19 protein-coding genes are annotated in these 17,332 nt (G+C 33.4%); 3 read left to right on the top strand and 16 right to left on the bottom strand.

Features of this window, described 5'->3' with window-relative positions; translation table 11 throughout:
• Position 1 precedes the first annotated feature (1 nt).
• On the bottom strand, positions 2-1,021 hold the full coding sequence (locus BZ25_RS03570; protein WP_012209222.1) for a rod shape-determining protein: 1,020 nt from the start codon (positions 1,019-1,021) through the stop codon (positions 2-4).
• Between the two features lie 199 nt (positions 1,022-1,220).
• Between BZ25_RS03570 and BZ25_RS03565 the strand changes: the two genes are divergently transcribed.
• The 3 genes from BZ25_RS03565 to speE are packed head-to-tail and all read left to right on the top strand — an operon-like array spanning position 1,221 to position 3,036.
• Positions 1,221-1,757 (top strand): helix-turn-helix domain-containing protein, encoded by a 537-nt coding sequence (locus BZ25_RS03565; protein ID WP_121515223.1) that lies wholly within the window; start codon positions 1,221-1,223, stop codon positions 1,755-1,757.
• Positions 1,758-1,771: 14 nt separating this feature from the next.
• Positions 1,772-2,170 (top strand): adenosylmethionine decarboxylase, encoded by a 399-nt coding sequence (gene speD, locus BZ25_RS03560; protein ID WP_121515222.1) that lies wholly within the window; start codon positions 1,772-1,774, stop codon positions 2,168-2,170.
• The gene (gene speE / locus BZ25_RS03555; RefSeq protein WP_121515221.1) at positions 2,170-3,036 is read left to right on the top strand and encodes a polyamine aminopropyltransferase; all 867 of its coding nucleotides are present in this window, start codon (positions 2,170-2,172) and stop codon (positions 3,034-3,036) included. The genes speD and speE overlap by 1 nt, the downstream gene beginning before the upstream one ends.
• Before the next feature lie 47 nt (positions 3,037-3,083).
• On the opposite strand, the gene BZ25_RS03550 is transcribed toward speE, so the two are convergent.
• From BZ25_RS03550 to cheC, 15 genes are read right to left on the bottom strand one after another with little or no spacing between them, the layout of a single operon-like run.
• Positions 3,084-4,100, bottom strand: a complete 1,017-nt coding sequence (locus tag BZ25_RS03550) for a spore photoproduct lyase family protein (RefSeq protein ID WP_121515220.1) — start codon at positions 4,098-4,100, stop codon at positions 3,084-3,086.
• Complete coding sequence (locus BZ25_RS03545) at positions 4,069-4,905, bottom strand: hypothetical protein (protein ID WP_121515219.1); 837 nt, start codon at positions 4,903-4,905, stop codon at positions 4,069-4,071. The genes BZ25_RS03550 and BZ25_RS03545 overlap by 32 nt, the downstream gene beginning before the upstream one ends.
• 9 nt (positions 4,906-4,914) lie before the next feature.
• Positions 4,915-6,318, bottom strand: a complete 1,404-nt coding sequence (gene dnaX / locus BZ25_RS03540) for a DNA polymerase III subunit gamma/tau (RefSeq protein WP_121515218.1) — start codon at positions 6,316-6,318, stop codon at positions 4,915-4,917.
• A complete protein-coding gene (locus tag BZ25_RS03535; protein WP_121515217.1) occupies positions 6,315-6,932 on the bottom strand; it encodes a YigZ family protein in 618 nt (205 codons plus the stop codon). The genes dnaX and BZ25_RS03535 overlap by 4 nt, the downstream gene beginning before the upstream one ends.
• Positions 6,922-7,728, bottom strand: a complete 807-nt coding sequence (locus tag BZ25_RS03530; RefSeq protein ID WP_121515216.1) for an S-adenosyl-l-methionine hydroxide adenosyltransferase family protein — start codon at positions 7,726-7,728, stop codon at positions 6,922-6,924. The genes BZ25_RS03535 and BZ25_RS03530 overlap by 11 nt, the downstream gene beginning before the upstream one ends.
• A gap of 26 nt (positions 7,729-7,754) precedes the next feature.
• Positions 7,755-8,930, bottom strand: coding sequence for an ABC transporter permease (locus BZ25_RS03525; protein ID WP_012209213.1), 1,176 nt, complete (start codon positions 8,928-8,930; stop codon positions 7,755-7,757).
• Positions 8,931-8,933: 3 nt separating this feature from the next.
• Positions 8,934-9,638, bottom strand: coding sequence for a hypothetical protein (locus BZ25_RS03520; protein ID WP_121515215.1), 705 nt, complete (start codon positions 9,636-9,638; stop codon positions 8,934-8,936).
• Between the two features lie 12 nt (positions 9,639-9,650).
• Positions 9,651-11,009, bottom strand: coding sequence for a tRNA uridine-5-carboxymethylaminomethyl(34) synthesis GTPase MnmE (mnmE, locus tag BZ25_RS03515; RefSeq protein ID WP_121515214.1), 1,359 nt, complete (start codon positions 11,007-11,009; stop codon positions 9,651-9,653).
• A 12-nt stretch (positions 11,010-11,021) separates the two neighbouring features.
• Positions 11,022-13,946 carry a DEAD/DEAH box helicase gene (locus tag BZ25_RS03510; protein WP_121515213.1) on the bottom strand — a complete coding sequence of 975 codons (2,925 nt, stop codon included), beginning with the start codon at positions 13,944-13,946 and terminating at the stop codon, positions 11,022-11,024.
• A 7-nt stretch (positions 13,947-13,953) separates the two neighbouring features.
• Complete coding sequence (locus tag BZ25_RS03505; protein ID WP_121515212.1) at positions 13,954-14,655, bottom strand: hypothetical protein; 702 nt, start codon at positions 14,653-14,655, stop codon at positions 13,954-13,956.
• The gene (locus BZ25_RS03500; RefSeq protein WP_012209208.1) at positions 14,634-15,131 is read right to left on the bottom strand and encodes a hypothetical protein; all 498 of its coding nucleotides are present in this window, start codon (positions 15,129-15,131) and stop codon (positions 14,634-14,636) included. Before BZ25_RS03500 ends, BZ25_RS03505 begins: the two co-directional genes overlap by 22 nt.
• 39 nt (positions 15,132-15,170) lie before the next feature.
• Entirely contained in the window at positions 15,171-15,476 is a 306-nt protein-coding gene (locus tag BZ25_RS03495; protein WP_121515211.1) for a hypothetical protein, read from the bottom strand.
• Between the two features lie 2 nt (positions 15,477-15,478).
• The gene (locus BZ25_RS03490; RefSeq protein WP_012209206.1) at positions 15,479-16,174 is read right to left on the bottom strand and encodes a sigma-70 family RNA polymerase sigma factor; all 696 of its coding nucleotides are present in this window, start codon (positions 16,172-16,174) and stop codon (positions 15,479-15,481) included.
• Between the two features lie 12 nt (positions 16,175-16,186).
• A complete protein-coding gene (gene cheD / locus BZ25_RS03485; protein ID WP_121515210.1) occupies positions 16,187-16,684 on the bottom strand; it encodes a chemoreceptor glutamine deamidase/glutamate methylesterase CheD in 498 nt (165 codons plus the stop codon).
• Positions 16,677-17,309 (bottom strand): CheY-P phosphatase CheC, encoded by a 633-nt coding sequence (gene cheC, locus BZ25_RS03480; protein ID WP_121515209.1) that lies wholly within the window; start codon positions 17,307-17,309, stop codon positions 16,677-16,679. Before cheC ends, cheD begins: the two co-directional genes overlap by 8 nt.
• Positions 17,310-17,332: the final 23 nt, after the last annotated feature.

The raw sequence follows: 17,332 nt of genomic DNA, 5'->3' as shown, positions 1-17,332 counted from the left end.
ATTAAGCTTTTTGAGATATACTTTTTATAAGGTTTATCTTATCAATAACCATCCCTGCCCCTCTTGCCACACAAGTTATTGGATCATCCGCTATTACAACTCTTATCAAAGTTTCCCTTTCTAATAGCTCTTTTATCCCCTTTATCAAAGCCCCTCCACCAGCCAAAAATATACCTCTATTTACTATATCATACAAAAGTTCAGGTGGAGTTTCTTCGATAGCCAATTTAATATTTTCAACTATCTTGTTAACCGGTATCCGCATCGCATTTCTTATCTCTGAGCCTGTGATCGTAACACTTTTTGGAAGGCCGCTTAGAACATCTAAGCCTATCACTTCCATGCTTAAATCATTGTACTGAGGACTATCAAAAACATTTCCAATTTCAATTTTTATCCTCTCAGCAGTTTTTTCTCCTATTACCATATTGTATTTTGATTTTATGTGATTGATAATTTCTTGATCGATTAAATCTCCCGCTACCCTTATAGATTTGGATAATACAATATTTCCAAGTGAAATTACAGCTATTTCTGTGGTACCTCCACCAATGTCTACGATCATATTTCCCGAGGGTTCTTCTACATCCAATCCAGCTCCAATAGCAGTTGCCATGGCTTCTTCAATCAAAAAAGCCTTACTAGATCCCGCATCCAAGGCTGCTTCTCTCAAAGCATTCCTTTCCACCTGGGTTGCATCTGTAGGTATTCCAACAACTACCATTGGTTTAAAAAAGCTAAAACCATTCAATGCAGTGTTTATAAAATACTTAAGCATCGTCATAGCCACATTGTAATCTGCTATCACCCCCTCTTTAAGAGGCCTGATGGCGATTATATTAGCAGGAGTTTTCCCAATCATTTTTTTAGCTTCTTTTCCTACTTTTAGCAATTCTGAAGTATCTTTGTTGATAGCTATAACAGAGGGTTCGTTTAAAATTATCCCTTTACCTTTCATATAAACTAACGTGTTTGCTGTTCCTAAATCTATACCTAGATAAGGCCTCAAATACGATCGCATTGCTTAAAAGTCCTCCTTAAAAGTATATTATGCTCCCCACCCCACTAGTTATTAGTATAACACAAACAACTCAAAATTGATGTTGTAGAAACATAAATGTAAATTGTTGTAATTGACAAATATAAAATAAAAATTTATAATATTAACCGACTTGTTTAATTAACTGTGCATTTTTGATAGTTTATTGGAGGAACCTTGAATGCAAATAGGTGAAAAGATAAAAAGCCTTAGAATAATGAGAAACATGACCCAAGAGGAGCTCGCGACGAGATCTGATTTAACTAGAGGTTTTATTTCCCAAGTTGAACGGGATTTAGCTTCTCCTACCGTTGAAAATTTGGAAATGATTCTAAGAGCCTTAGGAACTGATCTGAAAGACTTTTTTTCAAATCTTGAAAACAAGGAAAAGATCGTTTTCACAAAAGAAGATCGAATACCTATATATGATTCACCAACAGGTGTTAAAGAAGAGCTCCTTTTAACGACGTCAGAACCAAAAAATATAGAACCTTCTTTGGTAGTTTTGGAACCAGATTGTTCAACGGATATTGAGAAACCTCATGAAGGTGTGGAATTGGGATATGTGATCGAAGGAGAGATAGAGTTATACCTAAACAAAGAAGTTTATTTGGTACGCAAAGAGGAAACTTTTTTTTATTCAGCAAATAAGAAGCATTTCATAAAAAATAAAAGTAGTACAAATTCAGCAACTCTAATATGGATAGAAATATTTTAAAGGAGGATTGAGAGATGGCTAAATCCCTAGGAAGGCATTTGATAGCCGAATTATACGACTGTGATGAAGAGATACTAAACGATGTTGAACAAATAGAATACTTAATGAAAAAGGCAGCCATTGAATCAGGGGCAACAATAGTTACTTCAACATTTCATAGATTCTTACCTCATGGGGTAAGTGGAGCAATAATTGTTTCTGAATCTCATTTGGCAATTCATACTTGGCCTGAATACAGTTACGCCTCTTTAGATATATATACTTGTGGAGATTCTGTAGATCCATGGAAAGCTTTCTATTATCTAAAAGATGCTTTAAATTCAAAAAGACAGGAAAGTCAAGAATTCAAACGAGGAGTCTTTTCTTCAATAGGAATTCCTGAAAATTCCGCTCATAAAATAGAGGTGAGTTGATGGCTGAAAATAATTTTAACTTTCCACATACTATTTTTACCGAGTACGATAAAGTACATAATGTAGGAGTTTTCACAGAAGTAACTAATCACATTTATACCGAACAAACTGAATATCAAAGAATAGATATATATGAAACTCCAACATTTGGAAAGTTATTCTCATTAGATGGGTTCATCATGACGAGAGATTCAGATGAATTTGTTTATCATGAAATGATCTCACACGTTCCTTTGTTCATACATCCTGATCCCAAAAAGGTTTTGGTAATCGGTGGAGGCGATGGAGGAACTGTCAGAGAAGTATTGAAACATGATTCTGTAGAGAAAGTGATCCTTTGCGAATTGGATAAAAAGGTTGTAGAAGCTGCTTTAACGTATTTACCCAACATTTCTTATGAGTTAAAAAATCCAAAAGTAGAAATAGTCTATGAGGATGGAAGTAAATTTGTTTCTCAATTTAAAGATGAGTTCGACGCTATATTGATTGATTCCACTGATCCCACAGAAGGTGAAGGTGGACTACTTTTCACCGAAGAGTTTTATCATAAATGTTTTGAAGCCTTGAAGGAAAACGGAGTTTTCTCTGCACAAACAGAGGAGCCTTTTTTAAGAAAAGAATGGATGATAAGGGCGTATAAAAGAATCAGCAATACCTTCAATGTAGCTCGATTGTACATGGGTTATGTACCTCAATATATGCCGGGTACATGGACATGGACATTTGCTTCAAAAAATTTGGATCCAATAAAAGATTTTGATCCTGAAAAGGTTAGGGAGTTTAATAAAGAACTTAAATATTACGATGAAGAAGTTCACGTTGCATCCTTTTCTCTACCTGTTTTTGTAAAAAAATTAATCAGTTGATTCATTAAATAATGGCGGACATTGGTCCGTCTTTTTTTCTAAAACAATCAAACTATGTATATGTTTCTTTTATCATATACTTTTTCCAACTCTGAAGAGACGAATTCAATCATTTTACTTTTTAATTCCTCAGGGTAAGTGGATACACCATTTGCGGTTTGATAAGGGAAAAATGCAATCGGGGATTTAAAAAACTTTTTAAATCTTTTTAAGTAGTCAGACGGCATTCTGAATACTCCCAGTGTAATCGCATTGATCTTCTTTAAGTTAATGTTCTGTGATATCAGGTTAATGAACGCCTTATATTTCTCTCCCCAATCTTCTCCTATATAAAGTATAGGATCCAACGCTAAATTGACTTTCCAACCTTTTTGTAGTAACTGAGATATAGCCATTAGCCTTCTTTCTAAAGATGGGGTGTTTTTTTCATATTTTACTATTACTTCTTGGGGGGATATGCTCCAAGTGATGATCAAATTTTCTAATGGAGAGTAGTTCAAAATTTTTTTGTAATTGGTTGATTTAGTCCGGATTTCTATAGTTATCAGAGGGTTTGCCTTAGCAAACTCTATCCATTCTTTTAAAAAAGGGTAAATTCCTTCAAAAAGAAGGATGTCTGAATCATACGATATGCTTAGATAAAGCTTCCCTTTTTCACTTAATAATCTGTTTAATTCATGAAAGTAATCTGAGAGATTAACAAAGAATAAAATGTGGGAAGAGAAGTTCATACCTTTCAAATAACAGTAATCGCAATCGAACAGACAATTAACTATGAAATTTGTGTAGTAGAAATTTTGTTGTTCAAAGTCATGGCACAAAGGAGACCCTTTATAGATAAAATCACCCTTGTTAACTGCCAGAATCAAAGACGGTGAGAGTTTTTGTAGAAAAGGGTTTTGGTTCTTTCTGGAGAATATTTCATTGTAATTATCAATATAGACTATCTTACTTTTGTTGAGTTTGCTTGTAATTTCATTGGTTAGTGGATAATTTAAGGCATCTTTTTCGATGTAGATGTGTGAGAAGGTTTCACTTGTATAGTTTTGATTTGAGATTTTCAAAAATCGCATCCCTTTCTTTTTGGCTTTTTGGAATGTAATTAAAATATTCTTCTAAGAATAAAGGGCTTACTTTCTTATTAGATTTGAAATAGGCATATGCATTTTCAAGTTGTTTGGTCTGTGAGAACGTTAGCTTCAAACCTTTAGATACCTTCTCTATGATTTCTTCGTCTTGTTGTTGAAGAATAGGTTGAAATAACTTTAGTAGAGAACTCACCAATTTTGTGAAAGAAAAAATTTCTTCTAATTTATCGTAAATCAACTCATCTATATACTTTTTAGTCAATCTTTCTAATGGCTGATTTTTACTCACTTTATCGGAGACTATTTTTACTACATATATCTGATGAACGTTCAAAAATTTTGAAGCAATCTCAAAAAAAGCCGATGATTCCATATCGACTAAGTCTTCTTCAAATTCATAATTGCTGTTGAGAATATCTATACTTTGAATGGAACCTTCTTTTAGGTTGTGTTCGACTAAGATATCCGTATAGTACTTCCTTTTTCTTTCATAATCTACTACTTTATTAACTAAAATTAGATCTCCAACTTCAAATTTGTTATTTAAGCTACCACATATTCCTATGTTTATTGCATAATCATTATGGGGATAACCTTTTAAGGTATCTTTCAATAGATAAGATGTAGCTCCGGCTACGTTGATTTTTCCTACGCCTGATACTACAAGGTTGACTTCGTCGTCGTGATAACTCTCAAAAGGTCTATCTGTTGTTTTTTTTAAATTTAAATATTTTATTATCGCTCGTGCTTCAACACCCATTGCAGAGATTATATTAAGCATGTAATTCCCTCAGAACAGTTTCTTTTCTCTCAAATTGGCTTTTTCTTTTTGTTGGGTCAAACTTTCCACCTCGCCACCTTCGAGAGAAAAAGTGATTTCGTATGATCCATCGATCAGCAAAAATATATTCACCTTTAATTCATCTACATACTTTTTTAGGATTTCATATTCTAACTTTTGGTTTGAGGAGAATTTGAAGTGTATTTTATTGTTTTCAATTTCCGGATTCGAAAATAGCAAAGCGAAGTATATAGCCATGTTGGACTTCTTCTCGTGTGGATCGCTGAAGTAATCAAGAATCTTCTTCATAATTGGGTGTTGAGTTTCGTTGGGAACGGATTCTGTGGCTACTTGTTTTCTTTTTGGAGTTGTTTCTTTATCATAAGATATAGTTGAGGACGTAGTTGAATTTTTATGCATGAAATCTAAGATCTCCACATCGAAAATCAACCTTTTATTTTCACTGTATTTTAAATCTTTAAGTATATCGTTGAATGTCCCCATTAAGTGAATTAAGTTACTTCTTTTCTCGTTAATTAGTGAATCAAAAATATATTCTATGGATTGCTCTAAAAGAATTTCTGGATCTTTCCCTAAATTGAACAGATCTTCAGATTGTGCCAAAAATTCATCGATTTTTGAATTGTAGACATTTTCTATGAATTGAACAATAAAATTTTCATCGAACAAACCTAGTATGTCGAGGGTGTCTTGGTGAGTGATCTTCTTCTCTCCAAATTTTTCTACTTGTTCCAACATCGATATGGCATCTCTCATCCCACCTTTTGCCCTTTTAGCAATGATTTCTAGGGCGTCTAACTCATATTCTATTCCTTCAGAGCTTGCTATATTTTTCAATCCTTCTACTATTTCATTCTGACCTAAATTTTTGAAGTTTATAATTTGAGCCCTAGAAATAATGGTATCAGGGACTTTTTCCAAATTGGTGGTTGCTAAAATAAAAATAACATGTGAAGGTGGTTCTTCTAACGTTTTTAATAACGCGTTGAATGCTTCTCTTGTCAACATATGAAATTCATCGATTATATATACTTTGTATTTCCCATAGACTGGCCTGTAATTGGAGGAGTCCCTGATGTTTCTAATTTCGTCTATTCCTCTATTCGAAGCCGCATCCATTTCAATTACATCCAAAAAACTGTTATTGTTTATAGAAACACAGTTCTCGCATTTGTTGCAAGGATTGTACCCTTGAGGATCCTTACAATTTAATACCTTGGCAAGTATTCTGGCGGTAGTGGTTTTCCCGGTGCCCCGCGGACCCGAAAAAATATAAGCATGAGAGACTTCTTGCTTGTTCAAAGCGTTTTTAAAGTATTTTACTACATGAGGTTGTCCTAAAATTTCATCAAAATCTTTTGGTCTGTATTTTCTATATAAATTATTGTTCACAAAGTTCCCTCCGAATTGCCGACAAGATTTAATTTGTACACCTTGTTTTTTATTAGTGATAACACATCTTCTTTGTTATCCTCTAATACCTCAAATATGAAATAAACTTCGTCTGAAAAGTTTTGCTTTATTATTTTGAAGTTATTCTGTTTTTGCATGAGGTTTTGTATGAAGGAAAAATTACTGTAGTCACATTTTGCCTCGTAAATAAATACCTTTTCATAGGTAACCACTTTAGAAGCTTTAACAACCTCTTCAGCTGTTTTAGAATAGGCATCTATTAAACCTCGAATCCCTAATTTCACTCCTCCAAAATACCTCGTAACAACAATGGTCACGTTAAAGAGACCAAATTTTTCAATTACACCGTATATAGGTTTGCCAGCGGTGCCTGATGGTTCATTGTTATCGGAATAATTAGCGATTTCTCTTCCTCCCTCATGCACCTTATAAGCCCAACAGTTGTGTGTGGCGTTATTGTACATTTGGGAAATCTGTTTTATAAATTTTTGTGCTTCATCAACCGAATTGGTCTTTGCGATATTACCAATGAATTTTGACCTTTCTACAGTGTATGTAATTTCGATCGGATCTTTTATTGATTTATAATTCAAGATATATCTTTATCTTCCCTTCAAAATCATCGGTTAGGTTAAATTTATTAGCCGCACTGGATTGATTGGCAGAAATCTCATAGAATCCTGAGCTGTCAACATGTAACAATAATTCGCCCTTTTTAACTTCAGAGTAGTTCTTCACGACCCTAACAACTTCTTTTGTACCGTTTATTTCAACTGTTACCTTTTTGCTTAGATCTAAATGTTCTATATAGTTGGAAGATAAGTTAGTTTCGATATTTCCAAAATCATCTGAATATAAATAATCACATATTATTTTGTTATCTTCAATAATAGGTCTTTGCACATCTAAATTTGCTAATTTTTCAGTTTTGGGTCCAAAATGATCGATATTGATACCTTTAGAAATGTATGCAGCCACTGGTGCAAATATATCACGCCCATGAAATGTTGATGAATAATCGGTTTTATAGAAAAATCTCTTGTCGGATAGCTCAACAGATTTTTCAACTCCGAACTCTTGCATCACAAAAGTAAATAAACCATTATCTGGTCCAACAAAATAATAGTTGTACTTTGACGTTTTCAATGCGATCGGTTTCCTTGGGCTACCTACGGTTGGATCAACAACACACAAAAAGACGGTCCCTTCTTCAAAATCTTGACAGGCTCTAAAAATTATAGCTGCATACTTCTTTATATTAAAATGTCCAGCACTGTGGGTGATATCAATTATATCAGCATTTTGATTTATTCTTTTTATAACAGATTTACAAACAGAGACATAATATGAAGATAGCCCCCAATCCGTTAAAAAGGCTATATGATTCACCGAATTAGACCTCCCTTATTCCTTCCCTATGTTTCTTGCGTAGCTTGTAACAAAAGTAATGATGCCAAACAGAAAAAAAGTCCAAAACCTAATAAAATTAGAATTTCAAAGCTTATATCACTTAAGCCATAACCTAATACCGTTATTTTTCTCCAGCCATCTAAAGAGTATTTAACGGGAAATAGGTTCGCAATCTTTTCAAGAATGCTTCCTGTAGGAATTGGAATTAAAGTACCGCCAAATACCAACATCCCTCCAATCATTGCTGTTACAAGGAAAGAAGCAGCTCGAGCTGTTTTTAAAAAAGAAGATAAAAACAAGCCAAAAGAGGTGAAAGAAAATACGGATACTAAAACAAGTAAGATCAAATTCCATGGGTTAGCTTGTGATTGAACACCAAACATTCTAAACATATACCACGAGAACATTCCTGCAACGAAACCTATTATGATGTACGATATTATTTTTGATAAAATGAATTGCCACGTTTTTAATCCATTTGATATGTATAAATCTAGTAATCCAACTTCTCTGGCTTGACCGATGGAAGAGGCTATTCCTATCATAGATAACAAAAGGATTACAACCACCGCAACGATAGGAGCAAACATATCATTAATCCCCAAATTTGTAGTGGGAGAAACAACTAAAGAACCATCAGAGGCACTTGGTATAAGCATTTTTATCTCTGGTTTGGGCCTCGTTTCGTCGATCCCTATACCTCCTTGAAGTAAGAACTCAGTTGTGGAGCCAACTTTTATTTCTGGTATCCCAGCTAGCTCATCAAAAACAGCTTTAAAACCGGTATAGACCATCATACTGTTCTGAATTTTGTGAGGGTTTGGTATAATGTACAAGACCGTCTGCTTGTGATCAACCAAATCTTGCGTAAAACCTTTTGGAATGATCAGTATGGAATCATAACTTCCTTCTCTAATTATTTGATTCAATTGTTCATCATTTTTAATTTCTATAGTGTTCTCAAAATTCAAAAATTGTTTTATCAAAATGAAACTGAAATTACCTAAAAGACTGTTATCTTCGTTATATAAGGCCAACTGGAAATCTTGTGCCATATCAGCAGGATAGAATGAAGAGCCAAAATATGCTAAAATAACGGGTATTATAATACTTAGTATTAATACTCCTCTATTTCTCAGTACTTTTTTTATCTCATACCACGACATCTTCAAAATTTTCATTGTCTATCTCCTCGCTTCTTCTAAATGTTCAGATATTTTAAGTATGATACTTGGCGATTCATAAAAAGTCAAAGATTCATCCCCCACTAAAAGATATAAACCGTAGGTGTTTATATACGGTTTATGCATCGTGCTCATATTACTTGGCCAGATGAACATATCTCTTATTTTGGGGTAGTACAACTCTTGTTTCTTTTGCAGTTTGAACATTCCGAAATCATCTATTTCATTATAATCAATGAACCTCGTGTAATACCCGCTTCTTAACTTGGTGTTGAAAGCTATACCTTTGTCTGAAAAACCAAATGCAGCAGTGGATAAATTTGTTAATTGATCGATATTTTTAATCTGCCCCATTCCAAAAAAACATACTTCAAAATCCCAATTTTCTTTAGAATGGCCTGTCTCTTTTATATAATCTTTCAAATCGTCAACTATTTTTTCATCTCTCGAGGCAACAAAAATCAAAACCGCTGCCAAAGAGATATATAAAAATATCGGTATATTTGATAGCCCAATTATATTCATAAAAAGCTGCGAGATTAATAAGAGCGCACCTTCTGTGATGAATGGTTTGGCTCCCCTCTTTTTAAGAATAAAATACGAAACAATTAAGCCTATAGAAGATAGTCCAAAAAAGTACCAACCTTTTATGAAAAATTGTATCAAGGGGATTAGTCCAAAAAAAATTGAAACTAACAGATACATATATTTTACCTCCTACTTTCCAACACAGAATGTGGAGAAGATTTTATCCAGTAATTCTTCAGTATAATTTTCCCCAGAGAGTTCGTAGATCTTTTCAAGTGCTTTTCTTACGTCATACATAATTATATCGTTAGAAAAACCTTTCTCAAGCGAATTAATGGCGTTTAAAACAAACTCTTTAGATGATTCTAAAGTTATCTTTTGCCTTTGGTTAGTTAGAGTTGGTTCTTCTATGTTGACCTTCTCAAAAAACTTTTCATAAATCTTATTTTCCAAATTTTTAATTGCTCCGTTCTTTGCAGAAATTATAACAAAATCATTTGGATTTTTTTGTTTCAAAGAGAGATAATTATTCTCTGTAAAATTAGGAGAGTCGGATTTATTTAATATAATTATAACAGTTTTATCTCCCAATTCATTTAATTTATTATAAATTAGTTCGTCTTCCTGGGTGAAAGGCGTTGAACCATCCAAGACAAACAAGATTAGATGAGAATTCTTTATGGAATTTATGGTCCTTTCTATTCCAACCCTTTCCAAGGTATCTTCTGTATATCGTATTCCGGCTGTATCTATGAGCCTTATGTATATACCGTTTATGTTCAAGTTTTCTTCTATTGTGTCCCTAGTTGTCCCAGGAATATCGGTTACAATCGCTCTATCTTTTCTCAAAAGGGCGTTTAACAAGGTACTTTTCCCAGAGTTCGGCTTTCCTACTATAACTGTTCTTACACCTTCAACGGCTATAATACCGTTCTCAGCTTCTTTTAGTAGTTGATTCATACTATTTACGATATGGACTAATTTGTTTTTTAAATCGTGATCTTCAAATTCTATGTCATCAGGATAATCCATTTCTACCTCGATCTGGGCTGAGATATTTAGCAAACTGTTTTTTATGTCTTTAATTTTTTCCGAAACGGCATTTTTAAGTTGATTAAAAGACGCTTTTAAAGAGATTTCCGTCTCTGAAGTAATCACATTGTTTACAGCTTCTGCTTTTATGAGATCCATCTTACCGTTTAAGACAGCACGTTTTGTAAACTCCCCAGGTAAAGCTTGTCTTGCCCCATATTTTATAATCGTATTGAGTACAGCATAAGTGATAAGTTTACCACCATGGCAAAATATTTCAAGCATATCCTCCCCTGTATAAGAGTGAGGCTGTGAATGGTAAACCCAGGTAATCTCGTCGACTTTTTCTCCTTCTTTATCGTAAAGCCAACCATAGTACATCTTCTTAGGTGTATATTTTTTTCTTTTTAATGCTTGGTCTATTATGTTTTTAACGTGATCGCCAGAAATTCTTACTACCCCTATGGCTCCCGTACCAATCGGAGATGAAATGGCTACTATTGTATCATTCAACACATTTTTCACCTCTTAAGAAAAAACCTTTTCCATATATTTCATATGATCTTTTGGCCCATAACTAATGAGTTCTTTCGTTTCTGGATAAAAGGTAATCTTTCTTGAATATTTGTTGTACTTTTCAATGACAGGATTTACATCATTTTCGAATTTAAAAGATATGTAAGTATCTCCTATTTCTATCTCTTTAATGCCTTCCATATTGGCTTTAACTTTTATCAAAGCGTACTGAAACAATCTCTCAACTTCTTCTGGAAATTTACCGTATTTATCGCGTATTTCAGACCTTATATCCTCAACATCATCAACTGTTTTAGCCACCGATATTCTTCTATATATTCTCATTCTTTCAATAGAATTAGAAATATATGATTCTGGAATAACTAGGGAACCTTTTATACCTTTTATCTCTGTGTAAGTTTGAGGTTTTTGAATTTCTTCTTCCTTTTTAATCCCATATTCAAATAAAATTTTATTCAACATTTCATGGTACAGATGGTACCCTATCGCGTTAATATGACCTTTTTGCTCTATCCCCAATATATCCCCGTATCCACGAATTTCTAAATCTCTCAAAGCAAGCTTTAATCCACTTCCTGGTTCATTGTACTGTTTGATTGCTTCCAGCCTTTTTTTGGTTTGAGGGGTAACTTCTTTTTTAAATAGAAAGTAGACAAAAGCTCTTCTGTTAGATCTTCCAACTCTTCCTTTAATTTGATACAACTGAGAGATCCCATACCTTTCTGGGTCATCTAGGATAAGGGTATTGACATTGGGTATATCTATTCCATTTTCTATTATTGTTGTCGAAAGAAGGAGATCAATATTTCCATCGTACAAATCGTTTATAGATTTTATAAACTCCTTTTTTGGTGTCCCGCCATGAACCATTGCTATCTTTATCTCTGGGACAAGGATTCGCAATTTTTTATGCAGTTCATTCAATTCCTGAACTCTGTTGTGAATATAGATTACTTGTCCACCCCTAGATTTTTCTCTCAAAATAGCCGTGCGTACTAACTTATCTGAGTATTTCCCAATAAATGTTTGAATGGGTAACCTACCCACAGGCGGCGTCGATATCGTGGAGATGTCTCTTAAGCCGCTGATAGACATGTATAAGGTTCTAGGTATAGGAGTGGCGCTCATCATAAGGAAGTTTACTCCATCACTTAACTTTTTGAATTTCTCTTTCTGAAGTACGCCAAATCTTTGTTCTTCGTCTACTATAACTAATCCCAGGTTTTTTGCCTGCAATAAATCTGATAATAAGGCGTGCGTCCCTATTACTATATCTACTTGACCTTTTCCTATACTTTCAAAGAGGTCTTTCTTTTCTTTTTGAGTTTTATGACGGGTAACTAAAGCTATCTTAATTCCAAAAGAGTCCATTCTTTGTTTGAAATTTTCGTAATGCTGCTTGGCAAGTATCGTTGTAGGAGCTAATAATAGCACTTGGTAATTTGAAACAACCGTTCTGAAAGCTGCTCTCATTGCAACTTCAGTTTTACCAAATCCTGAATCACCTGACAACAATCTATCCATCGGTCTTTCACTTTCTAGATCTCTCATAACCTCTTTGATACTTTTTTCTTGGTCAGGTGTTTCGACGTAAGGAAAGGTTTCTTTGAATTTTTCTTCTAATTCAGGATCTCCAAATAGTTGTATTCCTCTTTGATTTTCCCTTAAGGCATAGATCTTTTGAAGCTCTTCTATCTTTTGTTTAATCTCTTCTTTTACCTTTTGCTTTGTATTTTTCCAGCTTTTACTGTTCAAAGAAGATATTTTAACGGATTCTGGGTCTCCGATGTATTTAGATAGTTTGTCTAACCTACCTACTGGGACATATACCCTTGAATTATCGGAGTATTCTAATGTTACAAACTCTCTCAAACCCAAAAGAGTCTCAACTTTGTTAACACCATGGTATATTCCTATCCCATAATCTTCGTGTACTACCAAGTCCCCATCGTTTAGATCTTCCCAATCAAGAAGAGGTATATACTCTAACCTTTTATCTTCCTTTTTGGGTTTGATAAAATAAATCTTTTCTAAGGTAAGCTTAACTTCTTCGTATTTTATTTTGTTTAAAATTTCAAGGTTATGTCCAGAAAACATTTTATATATTTTTCGTTTTAGTTCAGTGTCACACATTTCATAATTTTCTTTTTCTTTTTCAGAGTAAGAGTTTATGATTTCTTCTTTGTTGATTAAATAAATATCTCCATCTTCATTAAGATAACTAAATATTGTGTTTTTATCTTTGTAAAAGATTCCCGGAAGGGTATTGAATTGGTCGAGAGTCAGAAACTCTTCTTCATTTGTCCCATTAAGATATTTTTTTAATCTCTCCTCATAAAATTCTAAGTTGTGATCAAATTTCATAATTTCAGATCCTGGAATTATCTCAACTTCTTTTAAATTTTCAATAGACCTTTGGGAATAAGAATCAAAAAAGGATATTCTATCTATTACTTCATCCCATAACTCTATTCTAACCGGTTGTTCGTAAATTGGAATGAAAAAGTCTCTGACAAAACCTCTTTTAGAATATTCTCCGGGACTAGTTACTTCTTCTGAAAGATTGTATCCTAAATGGTAAGGAACGTTATGATCAAGATCGAACGTATCTCCAACTTTGATCTTTTTGCTTACAAATTCGTTTTTAGGCAAGGTGTACCTTATTAAGGATGAAAAGGTAGTTAAAACGGTCACGTTCTCTTTCGTTAATAAGGCATGTAACGTTTTCATTCTCTTTGCTTTGATATTTGGAGAGATATCCAGATTTTCAAATGGAAATATGTCAAAATCTGGATAAATGAAAACCTCTTCCTCATCGTCAAAATCTTGGAGATATCCATCAGGTAAAACTAAAATTTTTTGTTTGTTAACTTTTTTTAGCGAATCTAGAAAATTTATAAGTTCTTTTCTAATCAAATCAAAGTTACCTCCTGATAAACTTCAAATACTTCTTATTGGTTTCAGAATCGAGAAAAACGGCACAATCAAGGTAGTCAGTAATGTCTGCTTTATTATTTTTGAGAAAACATATTAATTTTTCACCTTTCCAATAGTAATTTATCTCTTCTGCTATGGGAACTTTAATACAAAAGCCTAAGAACGAAAGCTTTATCTTTTGCATTTTTTTTGATGATACAATTTCTTGGGCTAACTGTAAGATGTATTCCTTTGAAACAGGTCTTTTTAAAGCCTTTCTAATTGGTTTAACTACTATTTTTTGAGGGACACTTTCTTTAATCTTAAATTCTATCATTTTTGTCGTATTTGGGATTGCACCTGTTGGCATTGGAACATTTATTAAGCTGACTCCCATCTTAATTTCACTCTCTTTTATATTTATACCAGATAAAGAAGAATTTTTAATTATACTAATCTTAATAAAATCAAAATTATTTATTTTTTTTGGTAAAAAGTGATCTATTTCTTCAATAAAGTTAATTCCCCTTTCGCCCCATGGGGGTTCTGTTATATTTACCAACTCGTTAATACCAATGGTTTTTATTTTTAGGTTTTGGGTTTTTGAAGATAGAAGTTGAAAACTTACGTTCTGGAAAGGCACGGAATTTATAGGGGTATACAATGAAAGATTAACTTGATTGATAGTTATTTTTCTTTTGAGGAACATATATACACCAAAGCCTCTTTTAATCGAGTAAATGGTTCAAAGATATCAAAAATCTCTATGTAGGATTTAAGCTTCTTCAACGTAAGAGAATCTAGAACTTTCGAAGAATAAAATCTTAAGCTAGAATTTTGATTTATGGGAATTATACCTTCTTTTTCTTTAACTTCAAAGCCTTTATCACTACTTACTTCCATTATATACATTATAACTTTGTCTATATCAATATAATTTATTAGATCGCTGTCGTCCGTTAGTATTAAGTCCACATCGTGAGGTGAGTATAATTCTTCGCTACTTAGTATCTGAAAGGCTAAATAATTTTTTAGGTTCGATCCATAAATTATTTTTTGGATTTTGGAAGGTTTTATCGGTTCTGTGTATTTAAAGGAAACAGGGATACCGTTTTCATTGAGAACCAATAATCCACCTGAAAACGTTTCATCTTCTGATTTATATATTGAAAAATATCCTAACATAATTTTTATTTCTCCTTCCCCACCCATAAGGATAGATACTTATAACCTTAAATCCAAAAGTTTACCTCTGTACTCATCCACTACAAGCCTCTTTACACTATTTTTGTTTTCAGTACTCTGGGATCTCTGAGAAAAACCCCCGCTGGATGATTTGTTATCAACATTTTTCTCTTCAACTTGGTCTTTATTTTTTATCCTTTTTTGTAGGTTTTGAGAATATTCACTCGCTTGTTTAACCAGCAACATATTTTTAGCTGCATCATAAGAATGAGATATTGCCTGCACATTGTTGGCTACATCTATAGATTTGGTTACCAATATTTGTAACTCGTGAAGTGAAGCCATATTTATTCACTTCCCTGAATCATCTTTTTTAATTTCACCAATATTACTGAGTGTAACTGGGAAACCCGTGATTCACTTATTTCTAAAACACTTCCTATTTCTTTAAAGGTTAAGCCTTCGTTATAGTATAGAGAAAGTATCAATTTTTCTCTTTCTTCCAATTTCTCGATACTTTCTGTTAATTTATCATGTAACATATCTTTATAAGCCAGTATTTCAGGGTCGTTTTCTTCTTGTATATCTTCAAGCCAGGTATCTTCTTCATTGTTTAAAAAGTACTCATCCAATTGAAGAATCTGCCTTTTGCTCAAGGAGAACTTTATTTTATCTACATCATTTTTTTCAATATGAAGTTTTTCTGCCACTGAATTATCGTCTATGTACTCATTATCTTTACATTCGTAAATCAAATCTTCGTACTTTTTTACTAAACTTCGAACGTCCTTTGGAAGCCAATCTATTCTCCTCAGATAATCATACATTGAACCTTTTATCCTTTTTAGAGCGTAGGTGTAAAAGGAAGTACCTTTTTCCGGGTTGTATCTTTTATATGATTGAAGTAATCCAATAATCCCCTCCTGAATCAAATCCTCTAATTCTATATTTTTTGGTAAAGTGGTTTTCAAATTCAAAGCTATAATCTTTATTTTTGGCAAAAACTCCATTACCAGTTGTTCTTCATTAATTTTGTATTTCATATATTTGCCACCTTAAATTACTGCGATTTCAACTTTTTCTCCACCGCCGACCTTCTTAACTTTTAATTCTCCATTAGCGATGTTAAATTCAACACTTCTAGCTCTATTTCCTCCTGTATCTTCAGAGATTATTTTTATGTCGTTTTCTTTCAAAATTTGTTTTACGGCTTCAACGTTTTTGGCTCCAACATTCAAAGAATTATTCGAATTTTGGAACATAGCTGCCCCCCCTGCTATCTTAGCTTCCAGATATTTAACGTTTCCACCCAAATCTATAATTCCATCTATTATTGCTTTTATCCCCGTATCTGCGTATTTACCGATCTTTTGATCTTTTTTATTATCTCTACTTTCAGGAAGCATGATGTGGACTAACCCTCCAATGAGGTTTTTCTTATCTCGCAAACAAACGGCTACACACGAGCCTAACCCTAATGTTACCAAAATAGCTGGATTTTTATCTACGATGTATTCACCAATTCCTATTATTTTTTTCTTGCTCTCAGTCATTATTCGTCCCCATTCCTAAGGATTTTAATAATTTTAAAATATTTTGTTCGTCTGATAAATATATCAAGAAGCCTTTTACGTTCCCTTCATACTCTTCCATGTTTATTTCTGTTCTAATTAAAATTACAAAATCGCTCCCTTCAGTAACCATGAGGGAAGACTCAGAAACTATAGCTGTTAACATATCTACGGTAATTTTTGGAGGCAAGGAATGTATGTTCAAACCTGTGAAATTCGAAAGCGCAGATATATAAGAGCTACACATAATATTACCAATTTCACCTATGGCTGAAGAGGTCATTTCATCAGTTTGGGTTAAGTCTTGTGGTCGGGGGAGCATTAACAACTCTAAAATATTTTTCATCTCTTCAGTTCCTAGCAGAAACAAAATCGCCCCATGAAGCTCTCCACCAATTTCTACCATGGACCCGGCTGTTATATCCTCAGGATCACTAAACTCCTCCCATAACTCTGAAATCGGCAAAATTTCAGCAGAGGGAACTGTGATATCTATTTTTTTGTTCAACATGGTTGAAATAGCTGTCGCCGCATTACCTGCACCTATGTTTCCCAATTCTTTTAATGCATCCAATTTCTGTTCGTTAATCTCATCATAGATTGACATTAAACTTCCCCCTTTTTGTTATG

This window comes from Petrotoga sp. Shatin.DS.tank11.9.2.9.3 (assembly GCF_003665005.1).
Lineage (GTDB): Bacteria > Thermotogota > Thermotogae > Petrotogales > Petrotogaceae > Petrotoga > Petrotoga mobilis.
This window is presented reverse-complemented; position numbering and strand designations above follow the sequence as displayed.

Excerpts from the sequence above, each read along its gene's own strand:
- BZ25_RS03505 (WP_121515212.1), bottom strand. The coding sequence starts at position 14,655 with ATGTTCCTCAAAAGAAAAATAACTATCAATCAAGTTAATCTTTCATTG.
- speE (WP_121515221.1), top strand. The coding sequence starts at position 2,170 with ATGGCTGAAAATAATTTTAACTTTCCACATACTATTTTTACCGAGTAC.
- BZ25_RS03490 (WP_012209206.1), bottom strand. The coding sequence starts at position 16,174 with ATGAAATACAAAATTAATGAAGAACAACTGGTAATGGAGTTTTTGCCA.
- BZ25_RS03525 (WP_012209213.1), bottom strand. The coding sequence starts at position 8,930 with ATGAAAATTTTGAAGATGTCGTGGTATGAGATAAAAAAAGTACTGAGA.
- cheD (WP_121515210.1), bottom strand. The coding sequence starts at position 16,684 with ATGACTGAGAGCAAGAAAAAAATAATAGGAATTGGTGAATACATCGTA.
- BZ25_RS03545 (WP_121515219.1), bottom strand. The coding sequence starts at position 4,905 with ATGCTTAATATAATCTCTGCAATGGGTGTTGAAGCACGAGCGATAATA.
- BZ25_RS03520 (WP_121515215.1), bottom strand. The coding sequence starts at position 9,638 with ATGTATCTGTTAGTTTCAATTTTTTTTGGACTAATCCCCTTGATACAA.
- speD (WP_121515222.1), top strand. The coding sequence starts at position 1,772 with ATGGCTAAATCCCTAGGAAGGCATTTGATAGCCGAATTATACGACTGT.
- cheC (WP_121515209.1), bottom strand. The coding sequence starts at position 17,309 with ATGTCAATCTATGATGAGATTAACGAACAGAAATTGGATGCATTAAAA.
- BZ25_RS03500 (WP_012209208.1), bottom strand. The coding sequence starts at position 15,131 with ATGTTAGGATATTTTTCAATATATAAATCAGAAGATGAAACGTTTTCA.
- BZ25_RS03565 (WP_121515223.1), top strand. The coding sequence starts at position 1,221 with ATGCAAATAGGTGAAAAGATAAAAAGCCTTAGAATAATGAGAAACATG.
- BZ25_RS03495 (WP_121515211.1), bottom strand. The coding sequence starts at position 15,476 with ATGGCTTCACTTCACGAGTTACAAATATTGGTAACCAAATCTATAGAT.
- BZ25_RS03570 (WP_012209222.1), bottom strand. The coding sequence starts at position 1,021 with ATGCGATCGTATTTGAGGCCTTATCTAGGTATAGATTTAGGAACAGCA.